At 58.6% G+C, this 20,111-nt stretch carries 18 protein-coding genes; 3 read left to right on the forward strand and 15 right to left on the reverse strand.

The genetic code is table 11. The features are described 5' to 3' along the window. Positions 1-34 precede the first annotated feature (34 nt). The 11 genes from gspD to gspE all read right to left on the reverse strand — a co-directional run bounded on the left by gspD (position 35) and on the right by gspE (position 11,203). Positions 35-2,356 carry a type II secretion system secretin GspD gene (gene gspD, locus ACWJJK_RS02575; protein WP_454128622.1) on the reverse strand — a complete coding sequence of 774 codons (2,322 nt, stop codon included), beginning with the start codon at positions 2,354-2,356 and terminating at the stop codon, positions 35-37. Between the two features lie 425 nt (positions 2,357-2,781). Then, entirely contained in the window at positions 2,782-3,462 is a 681-nt protein-coding gene (locus tag ACWJJK_RS02580) for a hypothetical protein (RefSeq protein ID WP_077732503.1), read from the reverse strand. A gap of 3 nt (positions 3,463-3,465) precedes the next feature. Beyond that, on the reverse strand, positions 3,466-4,098 hold the full coding sequence (gene gspM / locus ACWJJK_RS02585) for a type II secretion system protein GspM (protein ID WP_077732532.1): 633 nt from the start codon (positions 4,096-4,098) through the stop codon (positions 3,466-3,468). Continuing rightward, on the reverse strand, positions 4,022-5,128 hold the full coding sequence (locus ACWJJK_RS02590; protein ID WP_077732502.1) for a PilN domain-containing protein: 1,107 nt from the start codon (positions 5,126-5,128) through the stop codon (positions 4,022-4,024). Before ACWJJK_RS02590 ends, gspM begins: the two co-directional genes overlap by 77 nt. A 16-nt stretch (positions 5,129-5,144) precedes the next feature. Next, the gene (locus tag ACWJJK_RS02595) at positions 5,145-6,059 is read right to left on the reverse strand and encodes a type II secretion system minor pseudopilin (protein WP_166642577.1); all 915 of its coding nucleotides are present in this window, start codon (positions 6,057-6,059) and stop codon (positions 5,145-5,147) included. Between the two features lie 5 nt (positions 6,060-6,064). Beyond that, positions 6,065-6,709: a prepilin-type N-terminal cleavage/methylation domain-containing protein gene (locus tag ACWJJK_RS02600; protein ID WP_077732500.1), complete on the reverse strand. Its 645-nt coding sequence runs from the start codon at positions 6,707-6,709 to the stop codon at positions 6,065-6,067. Continuing rightward, a complete protein-coding gene (locus ACWJJK_RS02605; RefSeq protein ID WP_077732499.1) occupies positions 6,709-7,125 on the reverse strand; it encodes a type IV pilus modification PilV family protein in 417 nt (138 codons plus the stop codon). Before ACWJJK_RS02605 ends, ACWJJK_RS02600 begins: the two co-directional genes overlap by 1 nt. Beyond that, on the reverse strand, positions 7,115-7,714 hold the full coding sequence (locus ACWJJK_RS02610) for a GspH/FimT family protein (RefSeq protein ID WP_276205421.1): 600 nt from the start codon (positions 7,712-7,714) through the stop codon (positions 7,115-7,117). The genes ACWJJK_RS02605 and ACWJJK_RS02610 overlap by 11 nt, the downstream gene beginning before the upstream one ends. Before the next feature lie 6 nt (positions 7,715-7,720). Further along, a complete protein-coding gene (gene gspG, locus ACWJJK_RS02615) occupies positions 7,721-8,158 on the reverse strand; it encodes a type II secretion system major pseudopilin GspG (RefSeq protein WP_077732498.1) in 438 nt (145 codons plus the stop codon). A gap of 61 nt (positions 8,159-8,219) precedes the next feature. Next, entirely contained in the window at positions 8,220-9,437 is a 1,218-nt protein-coding gene (locus ACWJJK_RS02620) for a type II secretion system F family protein (RefSeq protein ID WP_454128623.1), read from the reverse strand. 5 nt (positions 9,438-9,442) lie between these two features. Then, positions 9,443-11,203 carry a type II secretion system ATPase GspE gene (gene gspE, locus ACWJJK_RS02625; RefSeq protein WP_077732496.1) on the reverse strand — a complete coding sequence of 587 codons (1,761 nt, stop codon included), beginning with the start codon at positions 11,201-11,203 and terminating at the stop codon, positions 9,443-9,445. Between the two features lie 657 nt (positions 11,204-11,860). On the opposite strand from gspE, the gene lpxD reads away from it, so the two are divergent. Together lpxD and xth are read left to right on the forward strand one after the other, a co-directional pair. Further along, the gene (lpxD, locus tag ACWJJK_RS02630; RefSeq protein ID WP_077732733.1) at positions 11,861-12,922 is read left to right on the forward strand and encodes a UDP-3-O-(3-hydroxymyristoyl)glucosamine N-acyltransferase; all 1,062 of its coding nucleotides are present in this window, start codon (positions 11,861-11,863) and stop codon (positions 12,920-12,922) included. Position 12,923: 1 nt separating this feature from the next. Continuing rightward, a complete protein-coding gene (gene xth, locus ACWJJK_RS02635; protein WP_156880831.1) occupies positions 12,924-13,691 on the forward strand; it encodes an exodeoxyribonuclease III in 768 nt (255 codons plus the stop codon). A gap of 41 nt (positions 13,692-13,732) precedes the next feature. Here the strand turns inward: xth and ACWJJK_RS02640 are convergent, their stop codons facing one another. Genes ACWJJK_RS02640 through ACWJJK_RS02655 form a run of 4 tightly spaced genes read right to left on the reverse strand, consistent with a single transcriptional unit; the run spans position 13,733 to position 19,552 of the window. Then, a complete protein-coding gene (locus ACWJJK_RS02640; RefSeq protein ID WP_077732735.1) occupies positions 13,733-14,053 on the reverse strand; it encodes a P-II family nitrogen regulator in 321 nt (106 codons plus the stop codon). A gap of 13 nt (positions 14,054-14,066) precedes the next feature. Then, complete coding sequence (locus ACWJJK_RS02645) at positions 14,067-17,168, reverse strand: efflux RND transporter permease subunit (RefSeq protein WP_454128624.1); 3,102 nt, start codon at positions 17,166-17,168, stop codon at positions 14,067-14,069. Between the two features lie 3 nt (positions 17,169-17,171). Next, positions 17,172-18,302 (reverse strand): efflux RND transporter periplasmic adaptor subunit, encoded by a 1,131-nt coding sequence (locus ACWJJK_RS02650; protein WP_077732737.1) that lies wholly within the window; start codon positions 18,300-18,302, stop codon positions 17,172-17,174. Further along, on the reverse strand, positions 18,299-19,552 hold the full coding sequence (locus ACWJJK_RS02655) for a TolC family protein (RefSeq protein ID WP_454128625.1): 1,254 nt from the start codon (positions 19,550-19,552) through the stop codon (positions 18,299-18,301). The genes ACWJJK_RS02650 and ACWJJK_RS02655 overlap by 4 nt, the downstream gene beginning before the upstream one ends. A 252-nt stretch (positions 19,553-19,804) precedes the next feature. Here ACWJJK_RS02655 and ACWJJK_RS02660 point away from each other — a divergent pair, with 252 nt between their 5' ends. Beyond that, the gene (locus ACWJJK_RS02660; RefSeq protein ID WP_139841141.1) at positions 19,805-19,984 is read left to right on the forward strand and encodes a hypothetical protein; all 180 of its coding nucleotides are present in this window, start codon (positions 19,805-19,807) and stop codon (positions 19,982-19,984) included. The last annotated feature ends 127 nt before the right edge of the window (positions 19,985-20,111 follow it).

Raw genomic sequence — 20,111 nt, forward strand, 5'->3', positions numbered from 1 at the left:
GCGCCGGAGCGTTTACCGCCGCCGATTACTCCGATCAGCGCGCGGGACGAGGAGGTTCTGCCGGTGCAGGCTTGGCCTCGTACAAGCCGGTCAGTTTGCGGCGAAACTCGTTGGTGATGTTCCTGATCTTGTCCCGGTTTTCGACGACGCGCGGGGTGAGCAGTATCACGAGTTCGGTGCGCCGCTTCGTTTTGCTGGTCGACCCGAATAAGGGGCCAATCCAGGGAAGCTTGTACAGTATCGGGATGCCGGTTCTATTCTGCTCCGCATTTTCGCTGATCAATCCTCCCAACGCGATGGTGTCTTCGCTCCTGACTGCGATGCTGCTCTTGATCTGCCTTTGGAAGAACGAGGGCGATCGGGTGTCTCCGAATGAGGCTTCACCTACGTCATCCACACTCTGCTCGACGTCCAGAGTGACCAGTCCGCCCGCGTTGGCCCGAGGCCTGATGTTCAAGTTGACGCCCGTGTCGCGATACTGAATTTGGCTCGTGACGATGGGGTTGGTCGCGGCGCCGGCAGTAGTCGGGACGGATGAGGCGGTCAGGATCGGTACCTGGGTGCCCACCTTGATGGTTGCTTCTTGATTGTTGAGAACCATCAACGAAGGCGAGGACAGGACGTTCAGTTTGCGATCTCTCGCCAAGAGATCGAGCATGACCCGGATATCTCTGGAGGCGGCTACCAAGGAATAAGTAAATCCCCCTGCCAATGCCGCCTCCTGCAGCACTTCGGCGAGTGGATTGCGGAGTACGGCCGCTCCCGAGCCGTGCTGGATGAACCATCTGAGTCCGTACCGTAACTCGTCATCCAGAGTCACCTCGACGATAGACGCATCGATCAGAACCTGCAAAGGAGTCACGTCCAAAGCTTTGATGACTGCCTCGATCTCCTGGTATTCCTGGGCTTTGGCGATGATGATCAGGGCATTGTTCGAGGGATCGGCAACGATGCGCATTTCGCCGAACTCGGCGACGGCGGAGCGGCGTGCTTGTCGGGTGCCGTTGGCGCCTCGCCTGCCGGTGACCCCGCTTATTCCCGTGCCCGTGCCGATACCGGTGCCTGTTCCCAATCCGCCGGTTCGGCGAGTACCGCCCGTCGTTGTGCCGCCGATCGTATCGCTTCCGGTCGTGGAGCCGAAGCCACGGGTAGGTTGCGATGTCCCGGTAGTACCGAACGAAGATCCGTCCTGATCGCCAATGCCGCCCGCCGCACCGGCGCCGAACGCACCGATTTCCGTACCTGTCATTCCCGGGCTTATAGAAGGTCTGGGCGCTCTCCGCTGCGCAACTCCCTCGCCGAAAATACCGCTGAGGGTTTCGGCCAATTCCACGGCATCCACGTTCTGCACCCGATAAACGTGAATTCCACCCACTCGCGTGGTGCTATAGCGGTCGAGTCTTTCCACCCAGGTTTCCACTTCGTCCAAATAATGCGGTTGGGGAGTCACCGCCAAGATGGCGTTGAGCCGTTCGATGGGCAATAAGCGGACTACACCGGCCAGAGGTCCTTTGGCCGTGTCGCCCAACACTTTGTCCAGCTCTTGCGCTATCGTCGAAGGTTCGACGTTTCGAAGCGGATAAAAGCCGACCGACATGCCGCGCATGAAATCCACGTCGAAGAGGCGGATCGTATCGAGCACGCCTTCCAATTCCTCTCCGGTGCCGGCGAGTACCAGGATATTTCGGGTCTCATCGGCGCGGATGATGGACTTGGGCGGCATCATCGGTTCGATGACCTTTTGCATTTCCTGCACGCCCACGTAGCGCAATGGTACGACCCGCAACTGATAGCCGGAGGGGAGCGCCTGGCTGGGTACGCCGAGCCGGGCACCGGGAGCGTTGATCGTCGCCGTGGCGTCCGGTTCGATGCGGTACAGGTTTTGGTCGCGAATCAGTACTGCGCCGTTCATTTTGAGCAGCATTTCCAGCGTGGGGATCAGCTCCGCATCGGTAAGGGGACGCGCTGTCTGGAGGCTTACTTTGCCTGCTACCTTGGGGCTAAGCACGTAATTGACTCTCAGCATATCGCCCAGTATGACCTTGGCCACCTCGCCCAAGTCGGCATCGTCGAAATTAAGCGTGTATTTTCCCTCTTTAGCGGGCCGCCTTTCGGCAGGCGCTCCGGGGCCGATCAAACCGCCGGTGGCAGGGTAGTACTCGGGAGGCCTGACGGGCTGCGCCTCCAGGGGTTCGGTTTGGATAGGCGTAATCTCCGCTTCGGTCTTTTCGGTATCGATGGCGAGATTTGCCGGCAATTCAGGCTTTGTCGCAGCAGGTCCCATGTATTCGCATCCGGAGAACCCCAAGGCAACCACCAGCGGTGCAACTATGAATCGATTTGTTGTTTTGCGCATGGACTCTTTTCGTTTTTGATGTCTGGTCGTCAGTCTATCTAAAGCATTGTTTTGCAGGATGCGGTGAATACCCGAACCGCATTCTACGATTTATCACCATGATTCAACACGAATGACTACTCGGTAAAATCTCGAAAAATCGCCATTCCGGCATCTTTCGAGCAGAAAAGTGAAAGCAAAGGTTTCTTTCTCTCCCCGGATAAGACGCAGCACGTCGACCACTTGCAACGACTCCGCCCTCCATGAAGGCAGCTGAAGCAGAGCATACCGGATGCGCTCCAGGAAAGAACCGCCATCTGATCATGGCTACAGCCATTGGTGACACCGGAACGGGAAGCTTTCCTCTTTGCATCAAAAAAGCCTCATGAGTGGATTTTTCACGCCCTCATGAGACTCGGTATTCCTAATCGCTGAAGATATTGTTACTACTCTACGCCTTCGGCTTCTTCCTCAGCCGTTTCCTCTTCCTCTATGACTTCGGGTTCTTCCTCTGTTTCTTCAACCGCCGGAGGAGGCGGAGGCGCAGGCGGACGTGTCGCCGGCCTCGGAGGTGATGGCTGCTGCGGGACTTGCTGAGGCTGTCCTGGTGTCGCCTGAGCGGGTGCAGTCTTGGGTTTGGGTTTGAGCAGCATCAGCTCTCGTTGTTCGTCGTCACGTTGCAGCGTTACTTTATCCGGGGCGAACTCGACCAATGTCCAACCTTCGATCGAACCGTTTTTCTTCAAGCGTTTGTACTTGCCTTTGGCGTCTACCAGGAGGGCAGTCTTGTCGGTCGGAGTGAAAGCGATCCCCATCAGCTTCACGGTCAGAGGCATATCCGGTGTCGCCGTAGCCGTTGTTTCCCCTCCTTCCGCTCCGGGGCGGCGGCCTTCCATGAATAACGGGCGCTCGACGATCGTTTCGTATTCCTGAATGTCGGGCAGTTCGAAATCTTCGGCGTCGACCGGCTCGGTTGCTTCCTGACTCGCGGCTTTTTCCGAAGGTGTCGCCGCGATCGATCGCTTGTTTTTCAACACCGCCGATTCGACGGCGACGCCGATGAGCAGCACACTTGCAATGCCGGCCAAAATCAAACTGAGTAAATTGTCGCGGGCCCACTTGGTCATGGCTTAATTGCCCTGCATGTAACCGATAACGTCAAAGTCCACGCTCAGCTTATCGACCGGCTGGGACTGCTTGGTCGCCGGATTGCGCGGCATCCGAATCGGCCGGATATTGATGTTCTCCACGAACAGCATGGGCTTCGAGGTCTCGATGCTGTGCAGAACATCCCGCAATACGTCAGTGCTGCCGTTGACACGTATCTTGACGGCGATTCGCGTGAAATTTTCTTCCTTCCGCTCGGGGATCACCTGGGTGCTGGTCAGCTCGCCGCCGGCTTGGCTTACGATCTCTTTGACCATCGACTGCAAATCGGCGGAAGCCAAGGCCGCAGTATCGCGCGCAATAAAGCGCTCGTCCTGCTGTCCCGCGGCTTTGATCTGTTCCAGCTTGGCGAGCAGCTCGTCCTTTTCCGCGGCGACTTTTTGATAGCGTTGCAGACGAAACCGTAAATCGTCGACGGTTTCGCCGTACTCCCGGGCAAGATCGACCAGCGGGGCAATCGCCACCACATAAAGCAGGGCGATGGCACCGACTAGGATTCCTAGGGCCAGGAGCTGCGGTTTACTCAGTTGCAGCCGGTTTTTCAGAAAACCTCCCGTTGACGACTTCGCTGGCGATTTGAAAACGTTCCAATCCACTGGCCATGTCTTTTGTCACCGGCGACACAAAACTGGTATTTTGAAAGAACGGCGATGCTTCTATCAGCCCGATCAAGGCCGAAGCGGATGGTGACTGTCCTTGTACGACCAGCCGGTGATCCCGGTACTGCAAGCCGTTGAGCCAGGTTTGATCGGGCATGACGTCGGTCAGCTCCTTGAGCATGTCCACCATGGCCGGCTCGGTACGCTTCTTCTGCTGAAGAAATCTCGTCTGGTGCACCAAATCCTCTACTTGTTGGCGCAAGGATTCGACTTCCTTGGCGGTCTTGCTGGCCTTTTTCACTTCCTGTTCCAGGTCCAGTGCGATCGATCGATTGGTCCAGATCGGCAGAACTCCCAGCGTGATCAAGAGCGATGCGATCAAAGCGGCAAGTGCCAAATTGATTCTGTATGGCCAAGGATTGCGTGGCGGCCGGTACTGCTCGGGCAATAAATCGTACGCCCCGATCGGGGAGTCGCCCGCCGCATCGACGACGTCCGGTCGCCATCCCCAAACCGCCAATTCTTCCAGCAAGGCATCCAATTTGTTGCGGGGCGCCAATACCAGTTCCGCCTTGATCTGCCGATTCGTCGGCGACCGCTCCAGCAGGCGCGCCGAGTAATAAACTTGATCGCTCTTGAATGGCGTCAGGCGATCCATTTCAAATGCCGCCACCTGATTCAGGTTTTCTTCGGCCGCCAACGGAAGCTTTAACGATTTCCGCAAGCACTGGCCTGGCGTCAAGCGCAGGATTGTTTTTGCCTCGGCCAGCGTCGGCATGCTTTCTATGAGGCGTTCCCGTTTTTGGCTGCCGCTCTCGTCCAAGCTGAAATAGCCGAGCGGGCGGTCCTCTTCATCGTTGTGGTAGACCGCATTCACGCCATCGTCATCCTTGGTCAATATCAGATATTCACTGGATGCACCGAGAAGTTTTCTCAATTTCGCCGGCACGAGAAAGGACAATTCGCCGCTCCACCAGCGGAAGAATCTTGCGGCATCGAGATTGATCGGCGTATCGAGTTTCAGCATGTGTACTGCATGTGTGCTATTGGTCGAGCGCTACGCCGACTGTCTGCGGTTTCCATCTCAGGAAAACGAAAGGGCTTCCCCCAGGGCGTCTCGCTTCCCGTCGGATGACGGCCATAGCCGGCGGATCGGAATGGTTTCGCGATATCGGGCGGGCGAGAATCGTGTAAACCGAATCCCCGGTCGAGTGGAACCGAATTCCGGGAATGGCGGGAAGCGGAGGAGGTGGTGTATTCCCGGTTCCGCTCTCACGGGCGGCGAGAAAGCTGTCCACCGCCTGGCTGTTTCCGTCGGTCAGGGCCAGTAAAACAGTTATCGAGGCCTTTGCCGGGTTGACGCCATCGACGTTATTGTAGACTGTGAAAAAGGGCTCCAATTTTTGGTATAGCGACGGTGTAATTCCCAAAACGCCGCGGAGTTCTTCCAGCACGAGAAAATTACGGTTTTGCGGCATCTGATCCAGCCCGGCGGCGCGGTATTCGGCGGACTCGGCCCCACTGAGACGCTTTAGGTCATCGCTGTCGCGCCAGTCGAAAATGGCATCGGCCAATTTTACCGCCTGATCTTCGTCTTGGGTCACTTTGGTCAATATAGTCCGTAGTGTCGATTCTCGGGCGGCGTTGAGATCGATTTTTCCTGCCTCGTCGTAAATGCGTACTTCGATGGGAACGCCGCCCAATGCCAGTCGATAAGGAGTGCCGTCCGCGCGCCATCGCTGCGCCGCATTCGGCAAACTCAGCATGAACATGGCGTAATGTATGCCGCCGTCGGATAAGGCAACCGCCTTGGCGCGTTCCCGGGAATTGGTCACCAATGAGGTTTCCCGCTGGGTCGACAGCGCGAAACTGCCCGCCATGATGGTCATCAAAGCCAGTATCCAGAGCACCAAAATCAGGGCTACGCCTTGCTGTCCCGTTCGTGCGTGAAACGCCATAGGCATTATCGGTGAGTTCGCAGCGCGATCACTAAAGGAGGCCAGGGTTCTTCATGCTCCGGTTCGATTTGCACTTGAATCAGCATCGGCAACTGAGACTGCTGCCATTCCGGCAGCCAAGTCGAATTGCTTGTTTGAGCGGTCTGAAGATTTTCCGGCAGGTAGGACAATTTGATTTGATCCAGATTTTCCAGCAGCAATACATCTTCGATCGGCTCGGCCGCTACGGTGGCTTCGCGCGAATTCGGGTTCGAGACGTACGGCCGCATGGCGACCTTCAGATCGTTATGTTGCCCGTCCCTAGCGACATATAATCTGAATCGATATAGACCGCCGGCCTTGACCTGCGGCGGCATTGTCGAAACATATTCGAGCCAATCCTCTCCGCCTCTCAAGGAAATGGCGACGCCTTCGGACTCTTCCATCTCGACCAGAGGCAAAGCGCTTCCGATGTGGTTGCGCAAAAAATTCTCCACGAGGAAAAGCCGGCTTGCCCGCGCCATTTTGTCCTCGCCGCTGTCCCAACTGGTTACCCCGATACGCAAACTGCCGAATAACAAAAGCATCATGACGCCGAGCAGAGTCGTGGCGATGAGTACCTCGATCAGAGTGAAGCCGGCGCTGGTCCGGTGCTTATGCGCGGTCATCATCAAAAACTGCTGATTCCTGCTGCTTTGTTAGGCAGCAGCCTGAGTGTCGTAAGCTCGAAGAAGCGGGGTTCATCGCCTTCCTCCCATTCTATGCTGAGATCCACCTGATAGGGCGCGACAGGCAAGTTCTCGGCAAACGGGATCTGTTCCTCCCCTTGATAGGGGGTTACGCGCATAGTCCAACGAAAAATCGCGTCGATTTCGCCGCTCGTTTCGCCCGGCTGCAAAGGGGTCTCCAAGTCGGCAGCCGCAAGCAGCGATTCGGAGATCACGACCGCGCGAGCGTACTTGTCGGCGAGTCCCGAGATTCGTCCGGCGCCGCCGAAAATACGGAGCAGCACGCCCAAAGCCAGAGCCAGGATGGCGAAAGCGACCAGGATTTCGAGCAAGGAGAATCCGCGTTGTTTAGTCTTCACGGATTACGACCTCCCCGGTGAGCCAATTCACGTCCACCAGGCGCTTTTTCCCGGCCGCCTCCAAGGTCACCCGCCCGCCGGTCGAGGAGCCGTCCGGGAAGAAACGGATATTGCCGATTCCTTCGTCTCCGGCTTCCCTCTCGGCGGTGTAAAGGCTGAGGCGGACGCTGTCGGGCAGTGAAAAATGTTTTCGGCGACCGCTGACCCGGTAGGCTTTGCGGTTCACGTCGAGCTCGAATGTTGCCTCGCGCGCTCCGCTGAGCGCCTGTCCGCGTGCATAGCGCAGGCCGGACGCGATATCCCGCGTGGCAGCCGTCAGCTGGGCACGGTTCAGAAGCGGCGTGACGTTCGGTACCGCCACCGCCGTCAGTGCGGCGGCTATAGCCAGCGCCAACAGCATCTCCAGCAACGTGAATCCGCCCGACCGTGAGGGGCCGCGGGCTTCGGCTCGGAACCTTGCGTGCGGACGCCGAACCTTGTGTTTGACCGCGCGAACGGGGTACCTCAGGCTATCGAGTTTTCGGTGCGCAAATGGATTTCTCGCCTGCTGCAGCGTCTTTTTTTCAAGCCCGAGGCATTCGAAGAACACGCCTTTCTATTCCCAGCTTACGATATCCTGGTCCTCGCCTTCGCCGCCCTCGGCGTTGTCGGCCCCCAGGGTGAAAAGATCGAATTTTCCGTGCTGGCCGGGCGAAGCGTAATGATAAGGATTGTTCCAGGGATCGACCGGGACCCTTTTCTTGCGGAGGTAAGGGCCGTTCCAGATTTTGGCGTTGCTCGGTTGCTCGATGAGCGCTGCGAGTCCCTCGTCGGTGGCCGGGTAGCGGCCCACATCCAACCGGTACATGTCGAGCGCGGAAGAGAGTTCCTCGATTTGCAGCTTGGCGGTTTTGGTCTTGGATTCTCCCAGGTGCTTGACGACCTGAGGCCCGACCAAGCCGGCCAGCATGCCGATGATGGCCAGTACGACCAAGAGTTCGATCAGGGTAAAACCGCGCTGAGCGCGGCCATGATGATGTCGATGTTTTTGCATAAGAGTACGAATCATAAGTAAAACGGAATCAGGTAAACGGGTGGATGGTATAAAAACCGTGTTAAAAAGCGAGGTCATTGACGCTCAGGATCGCCATCAAAATCGAGATGATGATTCCGGCGATCATGAGACCTAGGCCAACGATTAACACGGGTTCCAGCAGAGCCAGCATACGCTGTACGGAAATCTTGATCTCCTTGTCGTAAGTGACCGCGACCCGTTCCAGCATCTCGGCCAAATGGCCGGATTCCTCGCCCAGCTTGATCATCTGCATGGCCAAGGTCGGAAACAGACCGCTCTCGATCAGGGGCGCCGACAGGCTTCCGCCTCTTTTGAGGCTTTCCACGGCTACTCCGACTCCGTCGACGATCACTCGATTTCCGAGCGTCTCCCTGACGATGGTCAGGGCCGCCAGCATGGAGACACCGTTGGCGAGCAAGGTCGCCAAAGTGCGGCTGAAACTGGCGACTTCCAGTTTGCGGATCAGGTCTCCTACCAAAGGCAGGTTCAACAACCGGGCATCCCACACCTGGCGACGCTCCTGGTCCGCGAACTGATACCGAAAATAGCTGGCGATGCCCGCGATCAGCATCAGAAGCACCCACCAGTAGGATTGCAGTCCCTCTGCCACGCCGATTACGATTTGAGTCGGCACCGGAAGTTCCTTGCCGGCGGATTCGAACATTTCGGTGAACTGCGGAACCACGAAGGTCAACAGGAGCAACAACGACAAAACCGCCATGGTGACCAGGATGGCGGGATAAATCAGCGCGGTGGTGACCGTATCGCGGAGCTCCTTGGATCGTTCCAGATAATCCGACAAGCGCTCCAACACCAGTTCCAGCGCGCCGCCCGCTTCGCCGGCACGGATCAAATTGATATAGAACCGCGAGAAAACGCCGCCCTGTGCTTCCAGAGCGTCGGACAGCTGCGCGCCGCCCTTGACCGAATCCAGCACTTTGGCGATCAGACCGTTCAAAGCCGGTTCGTTCGCGGTCAGTTCGAGCAGCACGGTCAGCGCACGATCGAGCGGCAGCCCGGCGTGCAGCAGGGTCAGCAGTTCGCGCGTGAACAAGGCGATCTGTTTCTGGGAAATCCGGTTCTTGCTGCGCTTGAGGCTCAACCAGGCGAACGGCCGCGATTTCGCCGGCACTACCCGAATCGGCAGGAATCCTTCGTTTTGCAGGGCCAGGATCAAGGTGGCTTCGTCGGCGGCTTCGCGCTCCGCTTCCACCGTTTCTCCATCCCGATCCACGGCCTTGTAGACGTAAAGAGCCATAATCCTCAGCTATCCGAAGTGACGCGCAAAACTTCCTCGATCGTGGTCAGGCCCATGACGGCCTTGCGCAAGCCGTCTTCGTACATGGTGTACATACCCTCCTGCAGGGCAAGTTCCTCGATCTGCCGCGACTGGGCATGGCTCATCACCAGACGGCGGATACCGTCGCTCATGACCAAGAATTCCTGGATTGCAAGGCGTCCGCGATAGCCGGTTCCGTCGCACTGCTCGCAGCCTTTGGGGTGATGGAGGACCACCGGACCATCGGCGAACCTCGCCAGCCTCATTTCTTCCACCATCTCGGCCATGGCGGGATAGGGCTCGCGACAATTCGGGCAGAGGCGGCGCACCAGGCGTTGACCCAGGATGCCGTTCACGGTGGAGGTGATGAGATAGTCCTCCAAGCCCATGTCCATGAGGCGGGTTACGCCGCCCGCGGCGTCGTTGGTATGCAGCGTCGACAACACCAAATGGCCGGTAAGCGCCGATTGCACGGCGATGCGAGCCGTTTCCAAATCGCGCATTTCGCCGATCATGATGACATCCGGGTCTTGCCGGACGATCGAGCGCAGGGCGTTGGCGAAAGTCAGTCCGATCTGGGGCTTGGTCTGGATTTGGTTGACGCCCTCCAGCTGATACTCCACCGGATCTTCGACCGTGATGATCTTGCGCTCGGGCGTATTGAGCTTGTGCAGCGCCGTGTACAGCGTGGTGCTTTTGCCGCTGCCGGTGGGGCCCGTTATCAGGATGATGCCGTGGGGAAGCGCCAGCACGTTCAGGAATCGCTCGAGCATGGCTCCCTCGAAGCCGAGGGACGAAAAATCGAAGACGATGCTTTCCTTGTGCAGGAGACGAATGACGACGCTTTCGCCGTACATGGTCGGTACGGTGGAGACGCGCAAATCCAGCTCCTTGCCCTGCACCTGGAGCTTGATGCGTCCGTCCTGGGGCAGGCGGCGCTCGGCGATGTTGAGCTTGGCCATGATCTTGATGCGCGAAATTACGGCCGCGGTGGATCTGACCGGCGGAGCTTCCACCTCGCGCAGCACGCCGTCGACCCGGAAGCGGACCTTGAGCCGCTGTTCGAACGGTTCGACGTGAATATCGGAGGCGCGCGACTCCACCGCCCGCTGCATGATCAGATTGACCATGCGGATTACCGGCGCTTCGGAGGCCAGGTCCTTGAGGTGCTCCACATCGGCCTCGTCGATTTCCTCGTCGCTGCCGAGGTCCTCGACAATCTGGCCCATCAGGGTCTTTCCGGAACCGAGTTGCTGTTCGAGCGCTCGGTCGATTTCGGACGGCAGTCCCACATACGGCCGCACGGGTTTTTCGCAGGCCAGGGCGAGGGCGGCCAATAGATCGCGATCGAACGGATCCGCCACCGCAACGATGAATTCATTATCTTGGGCGGCTATGCCGACTACGTGATTTTCCTTGAGAAAACGGATGGCTACGGTATCGGGAAGCGGCGAGGTATCGGGATAGTCCGCGGGCGACACCAGGGGCAATGACCCGACCTCGGCCAATATTTCCGCGGTATCGCGCTCGGACACGATGCCGAGCCTGGCCAGAAGCGCGGGCAGCTTCTGCTCGTCGGCTTGCGCCGCCAAGCGTTTTGCGCGGTGGATCTCCGCCTCGCGCACCTTCCCGCGCCTGACGAGTTCATCGGCAAAACGCTCGTACGGGTGTTCCTCAATGGATTCCGCGTAGGTTGCCGGCGGATTTAGCTGTTGCGGTGCAATGGCCAAAGTCTTTTCTCGCATAAAGCAAAGCGCCTTAGACCTAAAAAGATCTAAAAGTGCCGGATCGGAACCGAAATATTTAATTTCTCAGCAGAAATCGAAGGGAATATTACACTAAATCGCCAATAATAATCGGTTTGCCGATATCCTTGGGCGAAATCCCAGCCGTTTTCGGCTTGCTCGGCGACAGTTGGTCCGAGTTTTTTCATTGATTTGACCAGGTGCGGTAAGAGTCGTTGCATGCCGGACCCTCTATGGCCGTGCCATAGGTCTTTTATCGGCGAAGGATGAAAAGCGGCGTTGCCCGGCAATCCGGGCGACGCGATATCGGATCGGCGGAGAAACGTACTCGTCCCACTTGAGCCGTGACCTCGACTGGGTTCGGCGCAGGCGGCCGATACCACGCGATGCCGGTTAGTGAAGATGACTAAGATCACCCCGGCAGGGAATGACGGCTTAACTTAAGTGCATTGCGATACCACGAAAGGGGTTGCCCGCCTTTTTCCGGCTTCATATTATCCTAGAAAGGGCAATTGACCGCTTCGATGGGCTCGAAGAACTTCATGAGTCCCGGCTATTCCGGCTTTTATCCGCTTCGCCGCTTGGGTGAAGCTGCGGCTCACCCGATTGCCGTTTCTAGGATTATTCCCGTTCAATCTTAAATACTTGGATTTATCTATGAATTTACTCGCCTCGGAAGTATTTGAGCGTTTCAGGACTCAGGGTCTGATCGTCGACCACCGCGGACCTGATCAAGTCATCCGCCGCCTCGCGCCTGTCGACGATTGCGCGCCCGGGGACTTGGTGTTCGTAGATCATGTGAAATATCTGCCCCAAGTCCGTGAACTGAAGCCCGCCGCAGTAGTGACTACCGAGGCGATCGCCGCAGAATTGAGCGATGCCGGGGCGTCTCTGCTGATCGCACCGAATGTGCGCCTGGCCATCGCGCTGCTCAAGCAGACTTACGGCGACCGCGACGTGCGGGATGTCGAATGGCCCCGGATTCACCCTTCCGCGGTGATTCACGAGAGCGTCGCGGTGCCCGAGGATGCGGTGATCGGTCCCGGCGTGGTGCTAGGCGCCGAGGTCAGTCTCGGCCCCGGCGTAGTGATCATGGCGAATACGGTGGTGGAAAAGAAGGCGAAAATCGGGCGGGAGACGGTGATCCATCCGCGCTGCACCGTCGGCTACGAGTGCGAGATCGGTGCCAACGTCATCCTGAAGGCCGGCTGCGTGATCGGCTCGGAAGGTTTCGGGTTCGCCCAGGACGAGCGCCGTCGCAATTACCGCATTCCGCACACCGGCAAGGTTATCGTCGAGGACCGGGTAGTGATCGGCGCCAATACCAATATCGATCGCGCCACCTACGGAGCCACCATCATACGCTCAGGAGCCGTAATCGATGCCCTGTGCCATATCGGCCACAACGTCGAAATCGGCGAAGACTGCATTCTCTGCGCTCATACCGGCATTTCCGGGTCGACCCGGTTCGGGAAAAGGGTCATCGCTTCCGGCCAGACCGGAACCCTGGACCATATTACCGTGGCCGACGACGTCGTGCTGCTCCACCGCGCCGGGCTCCACAACAGCATCAAGCAGCCCGGCATGTACGCCGGCGGGCCCGCCCAGCCGTTACAGCAATATCTGAAAAACATGGCGGTTTTTCCGCGCTTGCACGAGATGTGGACGCGGTTGAAGAATCTGGAGAAAAAAATGGCTGACTTGGCGAAGGCTGAGTGATATGAAAATCGCCACTTGGAACGTCAACTCCCTGCGCGTACGTCTGCCCCACGTTTTGAACTGGCTCGGGCGGGAACAGCCCGATGTGCTTGCCGTTCAAGAAACCAAGATGATCGATCCGGAGTTCCCGGTCGCGGAACTGGCCGAGGCCGGCTATCTCTCGGTTTACAGCGGACAGAAAACCTATAACGGCGTTGCGGTGTTCAGCAAGCTCGATTGTTGCGATCCGGTCACCGATCCGACAGGCTTCGACGATCCTCAGCGGCGCATTCTTGCGGTTACTATCGGCGACTACCGGATCGTCAATCTTTACGTGCCGAACGGCGGGGAGGTGGGTTCGGACAAGTACGCCTACAAGCTGGACTGGCTGTCCAAGATGCGCGATTACCTGCGCCTCGAATTCGAGCGTCACCCGCGCTTGGTCGTTCTGGGCGATTTCAACATCGCGCCCGAGGATCGGGACGTCTATGATCCCGAGTCCTGGCGCGAGAGGATTCTCTGCAGCACGCCGGAGCGGGAGGCGTTTCGCGCCTTGCTCGATTTAGGCTTAATCGACGTTTTCCGGCGCTTCGATCAGGCCGAAAAGAGCTATACGTGGTGGGATTACCGTCTCAATGCGTTCCGTCGCAACATGGGGCTGCGGATCGATCATATTCTGGTCAGTGCCCTGCTGGCCGACGATTGCTTGGGCTGCCGCATCGATGTCGAGCCCAGAAAGCTCGAACGGCCGTCCGATCATGCCCCGGTGGTGGTAGAATTCCGGGCCTGACCGGAGGCGGCTCACTTAACGGGTGAAAACGTCGCCGGATTCTACTCGATCCGAATTCGCTCAAAGCTTCCGGTCTCCGTGATCCACAGAATCCCGTCGCCGCGTTTTCCGGTGCGGCAGTTTTCACGGATGATTTGGACGATCTCATCCACCTTGTCGTCCGGGGCGACGATTTCCACCCGAACCTTGGGCGAAAAATCGGTCAATTCTTCCCGAATGCCGTGGCTGACTTCCGGTTCCTCGTGCTGGCTGCAACCTTCCACCCGGCTCACAGTCATTCCCGGAAAGCCGCGCATCTGGCGGAATGCGTTTCTGAGCTTGCTCAGCCGCTGGGGCTGGATGATGGCTTTGATCTCTTTCATGGACTCTCCTCTTTCAAGCTTCGATGCGTTTTTCTTCGAACCATCGGTACAGGGTCGGCAGCACCACCAGGGTGAGCAGGGTCGAGGTGATCAATCCGCCGATCACCACGATCGCCAGCGGGCGCTGGACTTCGGAGCCGGGACCTGTGGCGAACAGGAAGGGCACCAGGCCGAGCATCGCGACCGTCGCGGTCATCATCACCGGCCGGAAGCGCTGCCTGCAGCCTTCGACGATAGCGTCCGCCTGGCACAGCCCATCTTCCCTCAGTCCTCGAATATAAGACACCAGCACCACCCCGTTCAGCACCGCAATGCCCCATAAGGTGATGAAGCCGACCGAGGCCGGGACCGAGAGGTACTCCCCGGTGAGAAACAGCGAGAAGATGCCGCCCATCGACGCGAACGGCAGCACCAGAATGATGAGGGCGGCGAAGCGTAAGGAGTTGAACAGCAAAAACAACAGAAAGAAGATCGCCGCGATGGTGATGGGGATAATCACCATCAGGCGGTGCATGGCTCGCTCCAGGTTCTCGAATTGTCCGCCCCAGGTGACGTAATAGCCTTCCGGAAGCTTCACTTGCTCGGCGACGGCCTTTTGCAGTTCCGCGACGAAGCCGCCCAAATCGCGGCCCCTGACGTTCGCGCCGATCACCAGACGGCGCCGGGCAGTTTCGCGGCTGATCTGCGCCGGTCCGTCCACGACCTCGATGATGGCCAAATCTTCCAGCGGCACCAGGGCGCCATTGGGGGATTTCAGCAGTATTTGTCCGATGGCCTGCGGATTGTTTCTGAATTTTTCAGGAAACCGGACTACCGCCGAAAACCGCCGCTCGCCCTCGTAGATTTCGGTACTGACGCGGCCGCCGATGGCGGTCTCGATGATGTCGTTGATGTCGGCCACGTTGATGCCGTGGCGGGCGATGGCCTGGCGGTCGATATCGATGGTGAGATACTGCTGGCCGCTCACGCGTTCGACGCGGATGTCGGCGGCGCCTTCGATCGAGTTGAGCACCCTGATGATTTCATCGGCCTTTTGCTTCAGCACTTCCAGTTCGTCGCCGAACAGCTTGATGGCGATATCGGAGCGCACCCCGGTCACCATTTCGTCCACCCGGTCCGAGATCGGCTGCGCCATCACGATATTCACGCCCGGCAGCACCTTGAGCTTTTCGCGGATGGCGTCCATGACATCGTTCTGATCCCAGCCGTCCGGAAGCTGATCCTGGGGCTTGAGCGTCACGATAGGCGTGGATTCGTTTTCCGGCTGCGGATCGGTCGGGCTTTCGCTCCGTCCCAATTGTGAAACGGCTTTAGCCACCCCGGGCACTTCCATTGCCAGGCGCATGGCTTCGCTTTCGAGGCGGATCGACTCGTCCAGCGACATGCTCGGCACCCGATTGATGCCGGGTACGATGGAGCCTTCTTTCATCTCGGGAATGAAGGACGTTCCCAGGAACGGAAACAGCAAGAGGCTGCAGGCCAGTAAAGCTAGGGCGCTCGCCACTACCTTCAAAGGATTGCCCAGGGCAAAGTGCAGCAGCTTGAGGTAGGGTCGCTTCATGAATGCGATGATGCGCGTGTCGTGATCCGCCCCGCCTTTGAGAAGGTAGGAGCACAGCACCGGCGACAGGGTGAGCGACACGATCAGCGAGATGAACAGGGCGATGGCGATGGTGTAGGCGAGCGGCGCGAACATCTTGCCTTCGAGCCCGGTCATCGTCATGAGCGGCAGGAACACCAGGCAGATGATGCCCACCCCGAACAGCACGGGCGTGCCCACCTCGGCGGCGGCGCGCAGAACGATCAAGCTGCGGCTTTCGCCGGTTTCTTTAGCCTCGCCCAAATGGTGAAAGGCGTTTTCCACGACTACCACCGAGCCGTCCACCATGATGCCGATGGCGATGGCGAGCCCGCCGAGGGACATCAAGTTGGCCGAGATTCCGTAGTGGTTCATCGCCATGAAGGTAACCAGCGGCGTGATGATCAGCGTCGCCACCACGATCAGGCTGGAGCGGATGTCGCCCAAGTACAGGAACAGCACGATCACCACCAGGAAAATGCCTTCCATCAGTACCTTGGTCACGGTGTGGATCGCCGCATCCACCAGGTCGGTGCGATCGTAGAACGGCACGATTTTAAGACCGTCCGGCAGCATCCCTTGTTCGTTGATTTCGTTGATCCGTTCCTTGACCCGGCCGACGATCTCCTTGGCGTTGCCGCCGCGTAGCTGCAGAACGATCCCGCCCACGGCTTCCGTGTAGCCGTTTTTGATCACGGCGCCGGAACGTACCGCATGACCGATGCGAACCTCGCTGACATCGTGGATATAGATAGGCGTGCCCTCGATTTCCTTGAGGACGATGTTGCCGATATCCTCGACATCGTGAATCAAGCCGATGCCGCGGATGAGGTATTGTTCGGCGTATTGCGGCAATTTGCCGCCGCCGCTGTTGGCGTTGTTCAGGGCCAGTGCCGTATAGACGTCTTTTAGCGTCAGGCCGTAATGGCGCAAGCGGTCGGGATTGGGAAGGACCTGATACTGACGCTCCAAGCCGCCGATCGAGTTGATTTCGGCGACGCCGGGGATGCCGCGGAGCAGTGGGCGGACTACCCAATCCTGTATGGTCCTGCGCTCGGTCAGTTCCTCCTCGGTCAGGGCGCGTTCGCCGTCGTCGGGCCGCTCCAGGGTGTATTGGTAGACTTCGCCCAGTCCTGAGGAAACCGGTCCGAGAACGGGCGTGACGCCTTCCGGCAAGCGTTCCGCCGCTTCGATCAGCCGTTCGAGCACCAGTTGCCGGGCGAAATAGACATCGGTTTCGTCGTTGAAGACCAGGACGATCTGCGACAGAGCATTGCGGTTCACCGAGCGCATCTCGACCAGGCCTGGAAGCCCCGTCATGGCGATTTCCAAAGGAACGGTCACGAATCGCTCGACTTCTTCCGCAGAGCTGCCGGGCACTTCGGCGGCCACTTGGACTTGGACGTTGGTCACGTCGGGAAAGGCGTCGATGGATAGGTTCTGCATGGCGTTGAAGCCGAACGCGACCAGGCACAACGCGATGATGACGACTACCAGTCGCTGCTTCAGGGCGGCGCGGATCAAGTTTTCGATCATGGCCTACTCCAGCTCTTTGCGGATACGCTCGTTGTTCAGATGGAACGCGCCATCGACGACTATCCGCTGTCCTTCGGTCAATCCCGCGATGACCCGGCGGAGTCCGCCCAGATCCGGGCCCAAGGATACCGGTGTCAATACGAACTGGTCTTCGGTCGCATGCACGAACACATAGTCCCGGTCGCCGGTTCTCACGACGGCTTTGGCCGGGATATTGAGCGAGGTGATTCGGGGCCGATGAATGACCATGGTCGCCAGCATTTCCGGTTTGATCTTGCGTTCCGGGTTTTCGAGCTCCATGCGCACGGTCACCGTGCGAGTCGATGGATTGACGATATCCGCCACGTAGATCACCTTGCCGGTGATTTTCTGTCCGGGCAGCGCCGGAATCTGCACCTCGGCCCGGCCTCCTATTTCGACCAGATAGGCTTTCTGCTCCGGTGCTTCGGCTACGACCCAGACTTCGGACAGATCGGCGATCGTGAACAAGTCATCGGCGGGCTGGACGATTTGGCCTATGGAAATCTCCCGCTCGATGACCGTTCCCGACAGCGTAGCCGTGACCGGGATCACCGAATCGATCTGGCCGCTGTTCGACAGGCGTTGAATGGCGTTCTCGCTCATGCCCATTACCGCCAGTTGGTCCGCGCTGGCGCGGACTTCCACCTCGACTTCCGTCAATTCGCTTTCCCGCTCGGTGAGCTCCGCACGGCTGATCACGTCGGCTTTCAGCAGCCGGCGCGCCCGGTCGACCGCCAGCCGGTGCAGGTTCATTTGCGTCTTGGCTTTCAAATATGCGGCCTGAGCGATGCTCAGCTCGGTGCTGTTGATGGTCGCCAAGCGCTCACCTTGGCGCACGTTTTGTCCAATGAAGGCCATTACGTTGGTCACCCGGCCGGTGACGCTCGGCCCGACGCGAGCCACTCGGTGCTCGTTCAATGTGACCCGGCCCGGCAAATGAAGGGTTTCGCCGATTTCCGTCGATGTGACAGGTTCGATTTTGAGTCGTTCAAGTAATGATGGGGGCGCCTTGACGGCAATCTCGGCGGTCGTCTCCGCATTTTGGAGCTCCTGCTGTCCGAAGACGGGCCAGACGCCAAGTGCAAGCAACGCAAAAAATATGGGTTTTTTCATAACGGCTGATCCTGATAGTCCTGAGCCCGAAGCCGCTCGATTTCGAGCAGCGCGGCGTTCTTATCGAACAAGGCGTTGATGTAGTCGACGCGTACCGCTTGAAAGGTGCGCTGGGCATCCAAATAATCGAGAATGCCTCTTTCGCCGAGGCGGTAGGCGGCTTCGGCGACTTTCAGTGCCGATTCGGCTTCGCGCAGCAGGCCGGATTCGAAGGTCTCGATTTGCTGACTGGCGATGCGGAAGGCGGTAATCGCGGTGTCCAGTTCGTATACGAGGCTCAGTTGCTGCTGATTCGCTAGGGCGTCCGCCCGCGCCCGGTCGGCGGCGGCGCGGGCGATGGGGCCTTGCCGCTGATTCCACAGAGGAAGCGGCACGATGAGGTCCACCCGCCATTGCTCCAGGTGGGGCTCACGATAGACGCCGGCTTTTATGGTGGGTTGGGGATAGCGCAGAGCCTGTTCCAGTTCGAGCTGGGACTTGGCCCGGTCGACTTCCGCGCGCGCCTGAACTAGGGCCGGGTGATTTTGCAAGACGCTATCCCGGAGTTTATCGAGGTCGGGGGGAGGAATTTCGGACGGCAGTTCGCCGACGATTTCTATCTTGGGAGGCAATGCGCCGCCGACAAAGGCGCGCAGGGCGGTTTTTGCCTGTTCTACGCGCAAGGCGGCGCTTTCCCGGTTTTTGGTGGCCCCCAGCAGTTCCGCTTCCGCCTTGACCAGTTCGTAGCGGGAGGATTCACCGACCTCGACGCGCAACCTGATCTTATCGCGTATGGATTCGAGGAGCTCCCGATTGGCTTCCGTCATACGAAGCAGCTCCTGCTGCCGCAGCACGTTATAGAACGCCTGCTTGACCCGGGTCAGCACATTGAGGCTGACAACGCGGTAGGATGCGCTGGCCGCTTCCACACCGGCTTCGCCGGCTTCCCGGCGAGGGCGGCGGACATACGGGAGTTCGATGGGTTGAGCGATATCGACGCCGCCCAGAGCTCCCCTCAAGACCCCCGCATCCCGCGCTACCGATTCTCCGGCTCCCATTTGAATCTCGGGGTTGGGATAAGCCTTGGCGGTGATCAGATCGCCTTCCGCTCCCTGGACTTGGGCGCGGGCAGCGACGAGTTCGGGATTGTTTTTGAGGGTCAGGTCAAGTATTTGGCTCAGAGTCAGTGGCTCGCTGGCCACAGCCGGACCGAGCATGGCCAAGGCCAGCGATCCCCATAGACAAAGCGATTGCCGTCGGTGCAGAAACATTCATGTCCTCAAGCTTCTAAGTTTGGAACAGGCGCGATCACACGGCGGATCGGAGCCGCTGTGCTCGCTTCGGCGGCCGATCAATGCCTGCCGCCGATCAAAACAGAAGATGATGAATCAGAGTCGGCGCGGAGGTGGGACTGTCGGTTTGGAAATCCAGCCCGTCGTTACGTTCTCGCTGGCCGCGAGAATCTTCGCAAGAGGACGCGACAACGGATAACAGTAAAAAGGGAGCAGGTAACGGTCGGGGTCATGATCGTCGTCGTCGTCGGCGCACGTCTGATGTTTGGCGGATGGTACGCGATCTTTATGAGGATCGGACTTATTGCTTTCCTGTGCGACGGATTCTGCGGCAGCGGGTGCCAAATGAGGAAAATCGACAAGGAATTGGAAGCGGGAAATCAGAATGAGCGCGCAGAAAAAGGCGATTAGTACGACTAAGCCGATACGTTCCTTGGGAAAGGATGAATCGATTGTTGTGGATACCCAAGGCTGCATTATTTCTCGAACAAAATGACAGATCGGCCAGTGCAAAAGCGGATGTTATAACTCCGGAATT

This window comes from Methylocaldum gracile (assembly GCF_053646815.1).

Bases quoted from the DNA above. Each gene is read 5' to 3' on its own strand.
- gspD (WP_454128622.1), bottom strand. From the start codon at position 2,356: ATGCGCAAAACAACAAATCGATTCATAGTTGCACCGCTGGTGGTTGCC.
- ACWJJK_RS02580 (WP_077732503.1), bottom strand. From the start codon at position 3,462: ATGACCAAGTGGGCCCGCGACAATTTACTCAGTTTGATTTTGGCCGGC.
- ACWJJK_RS02590 (WP_077732502.1), bottom strand. From the start codon at position 5,128: ATGCTGAAACTCGATACGCCGATCAATCTCGATGCCGCAAGATTCTTC.
- ACWJJK_RS02595 (WP_166642577.1), bottom strand. From the start codon at position 6,059: ATGGCGTTTCACGCACGAACGGGACAGCAAGGCGTAGCCCTGATTTTG.
- ACWJJK_RS02600 (WP_077732500.1), bottom strand. From the start codon at position 6,709: ATGATGACCGCGCATAAGCACCGGACCAGCGCCGGCTTCACTCTGATC.
- gspG (WP_077732498.1), bottom strand. From the start codon at position 8,158: ATGCAAAAACATCGACATCATCATGGCCGCGCTCAGCGCGGTTTTACC.
- ACWJJK_RS02620 (WP_454128623.1), bottom strand. From the start codon at position 9,437: ATGGCTCTTTACGTCTACAAGGCCGTGGATCGGGATGGAGAAACGGTG.
- gspE (WP_077732496.1), bottom strand. From the start codon at position 11,203: ATGCGAGAAAAGACTTTGGCCATTGCACCGCAACAGCTAAATCCGCCG.
- lpxD (WP_077732733.1), top strand. From the start codon at position 11,861: ATGAATTTACTCGCCTCGGAAGTATTTGAGCGTTTCAGGACTCAGGGT.
- xth (WP_156880831.1), top strand. From the start codon at position 12,924: ATGAAAATCGCCACTTGGAACGTCAACTCCCTGCGCGTACGTCTGCCC.
- ACWJJK_RS02640 (WP_077732735.1), bottom strand. From the start codon at position 14,053: ATGAAAGAGATCAAAGCCATCATCCAGCCCCAGCGGCTGAGCAAGCTC.
- ACWJJK_RS02645 (WP_454128624.1), bottom strand. From the start codon at position 17,168: ATGATCGAAAACTTGATCCGCGCCGCCCTGAAGCAGCGACTGGTAGTC.
- ACWJJK_RS02650 (WP_077732737.1), bottom strand. From the start codon at position 18,302: ATGAAAAAACCCATATTTTTTGCGTTGCTTGCACTTGGCGTCTGGCCC.
- ACWJJK_RS02655 (WP_454128625.1), bottom strand. From the start codon at position 19,552: ATGTTTCTGCACCGACGGCAATCGCTTTGTCTATGGGGATCGCTGGCC.
- ACWJJK_RS02660 (WP_139841141.1), top strand. From the start codon at position 19,805: ATGATCGTCGTCGTCGTCGGCGCACGTCTGATGTTTGGCGGATGGTAC.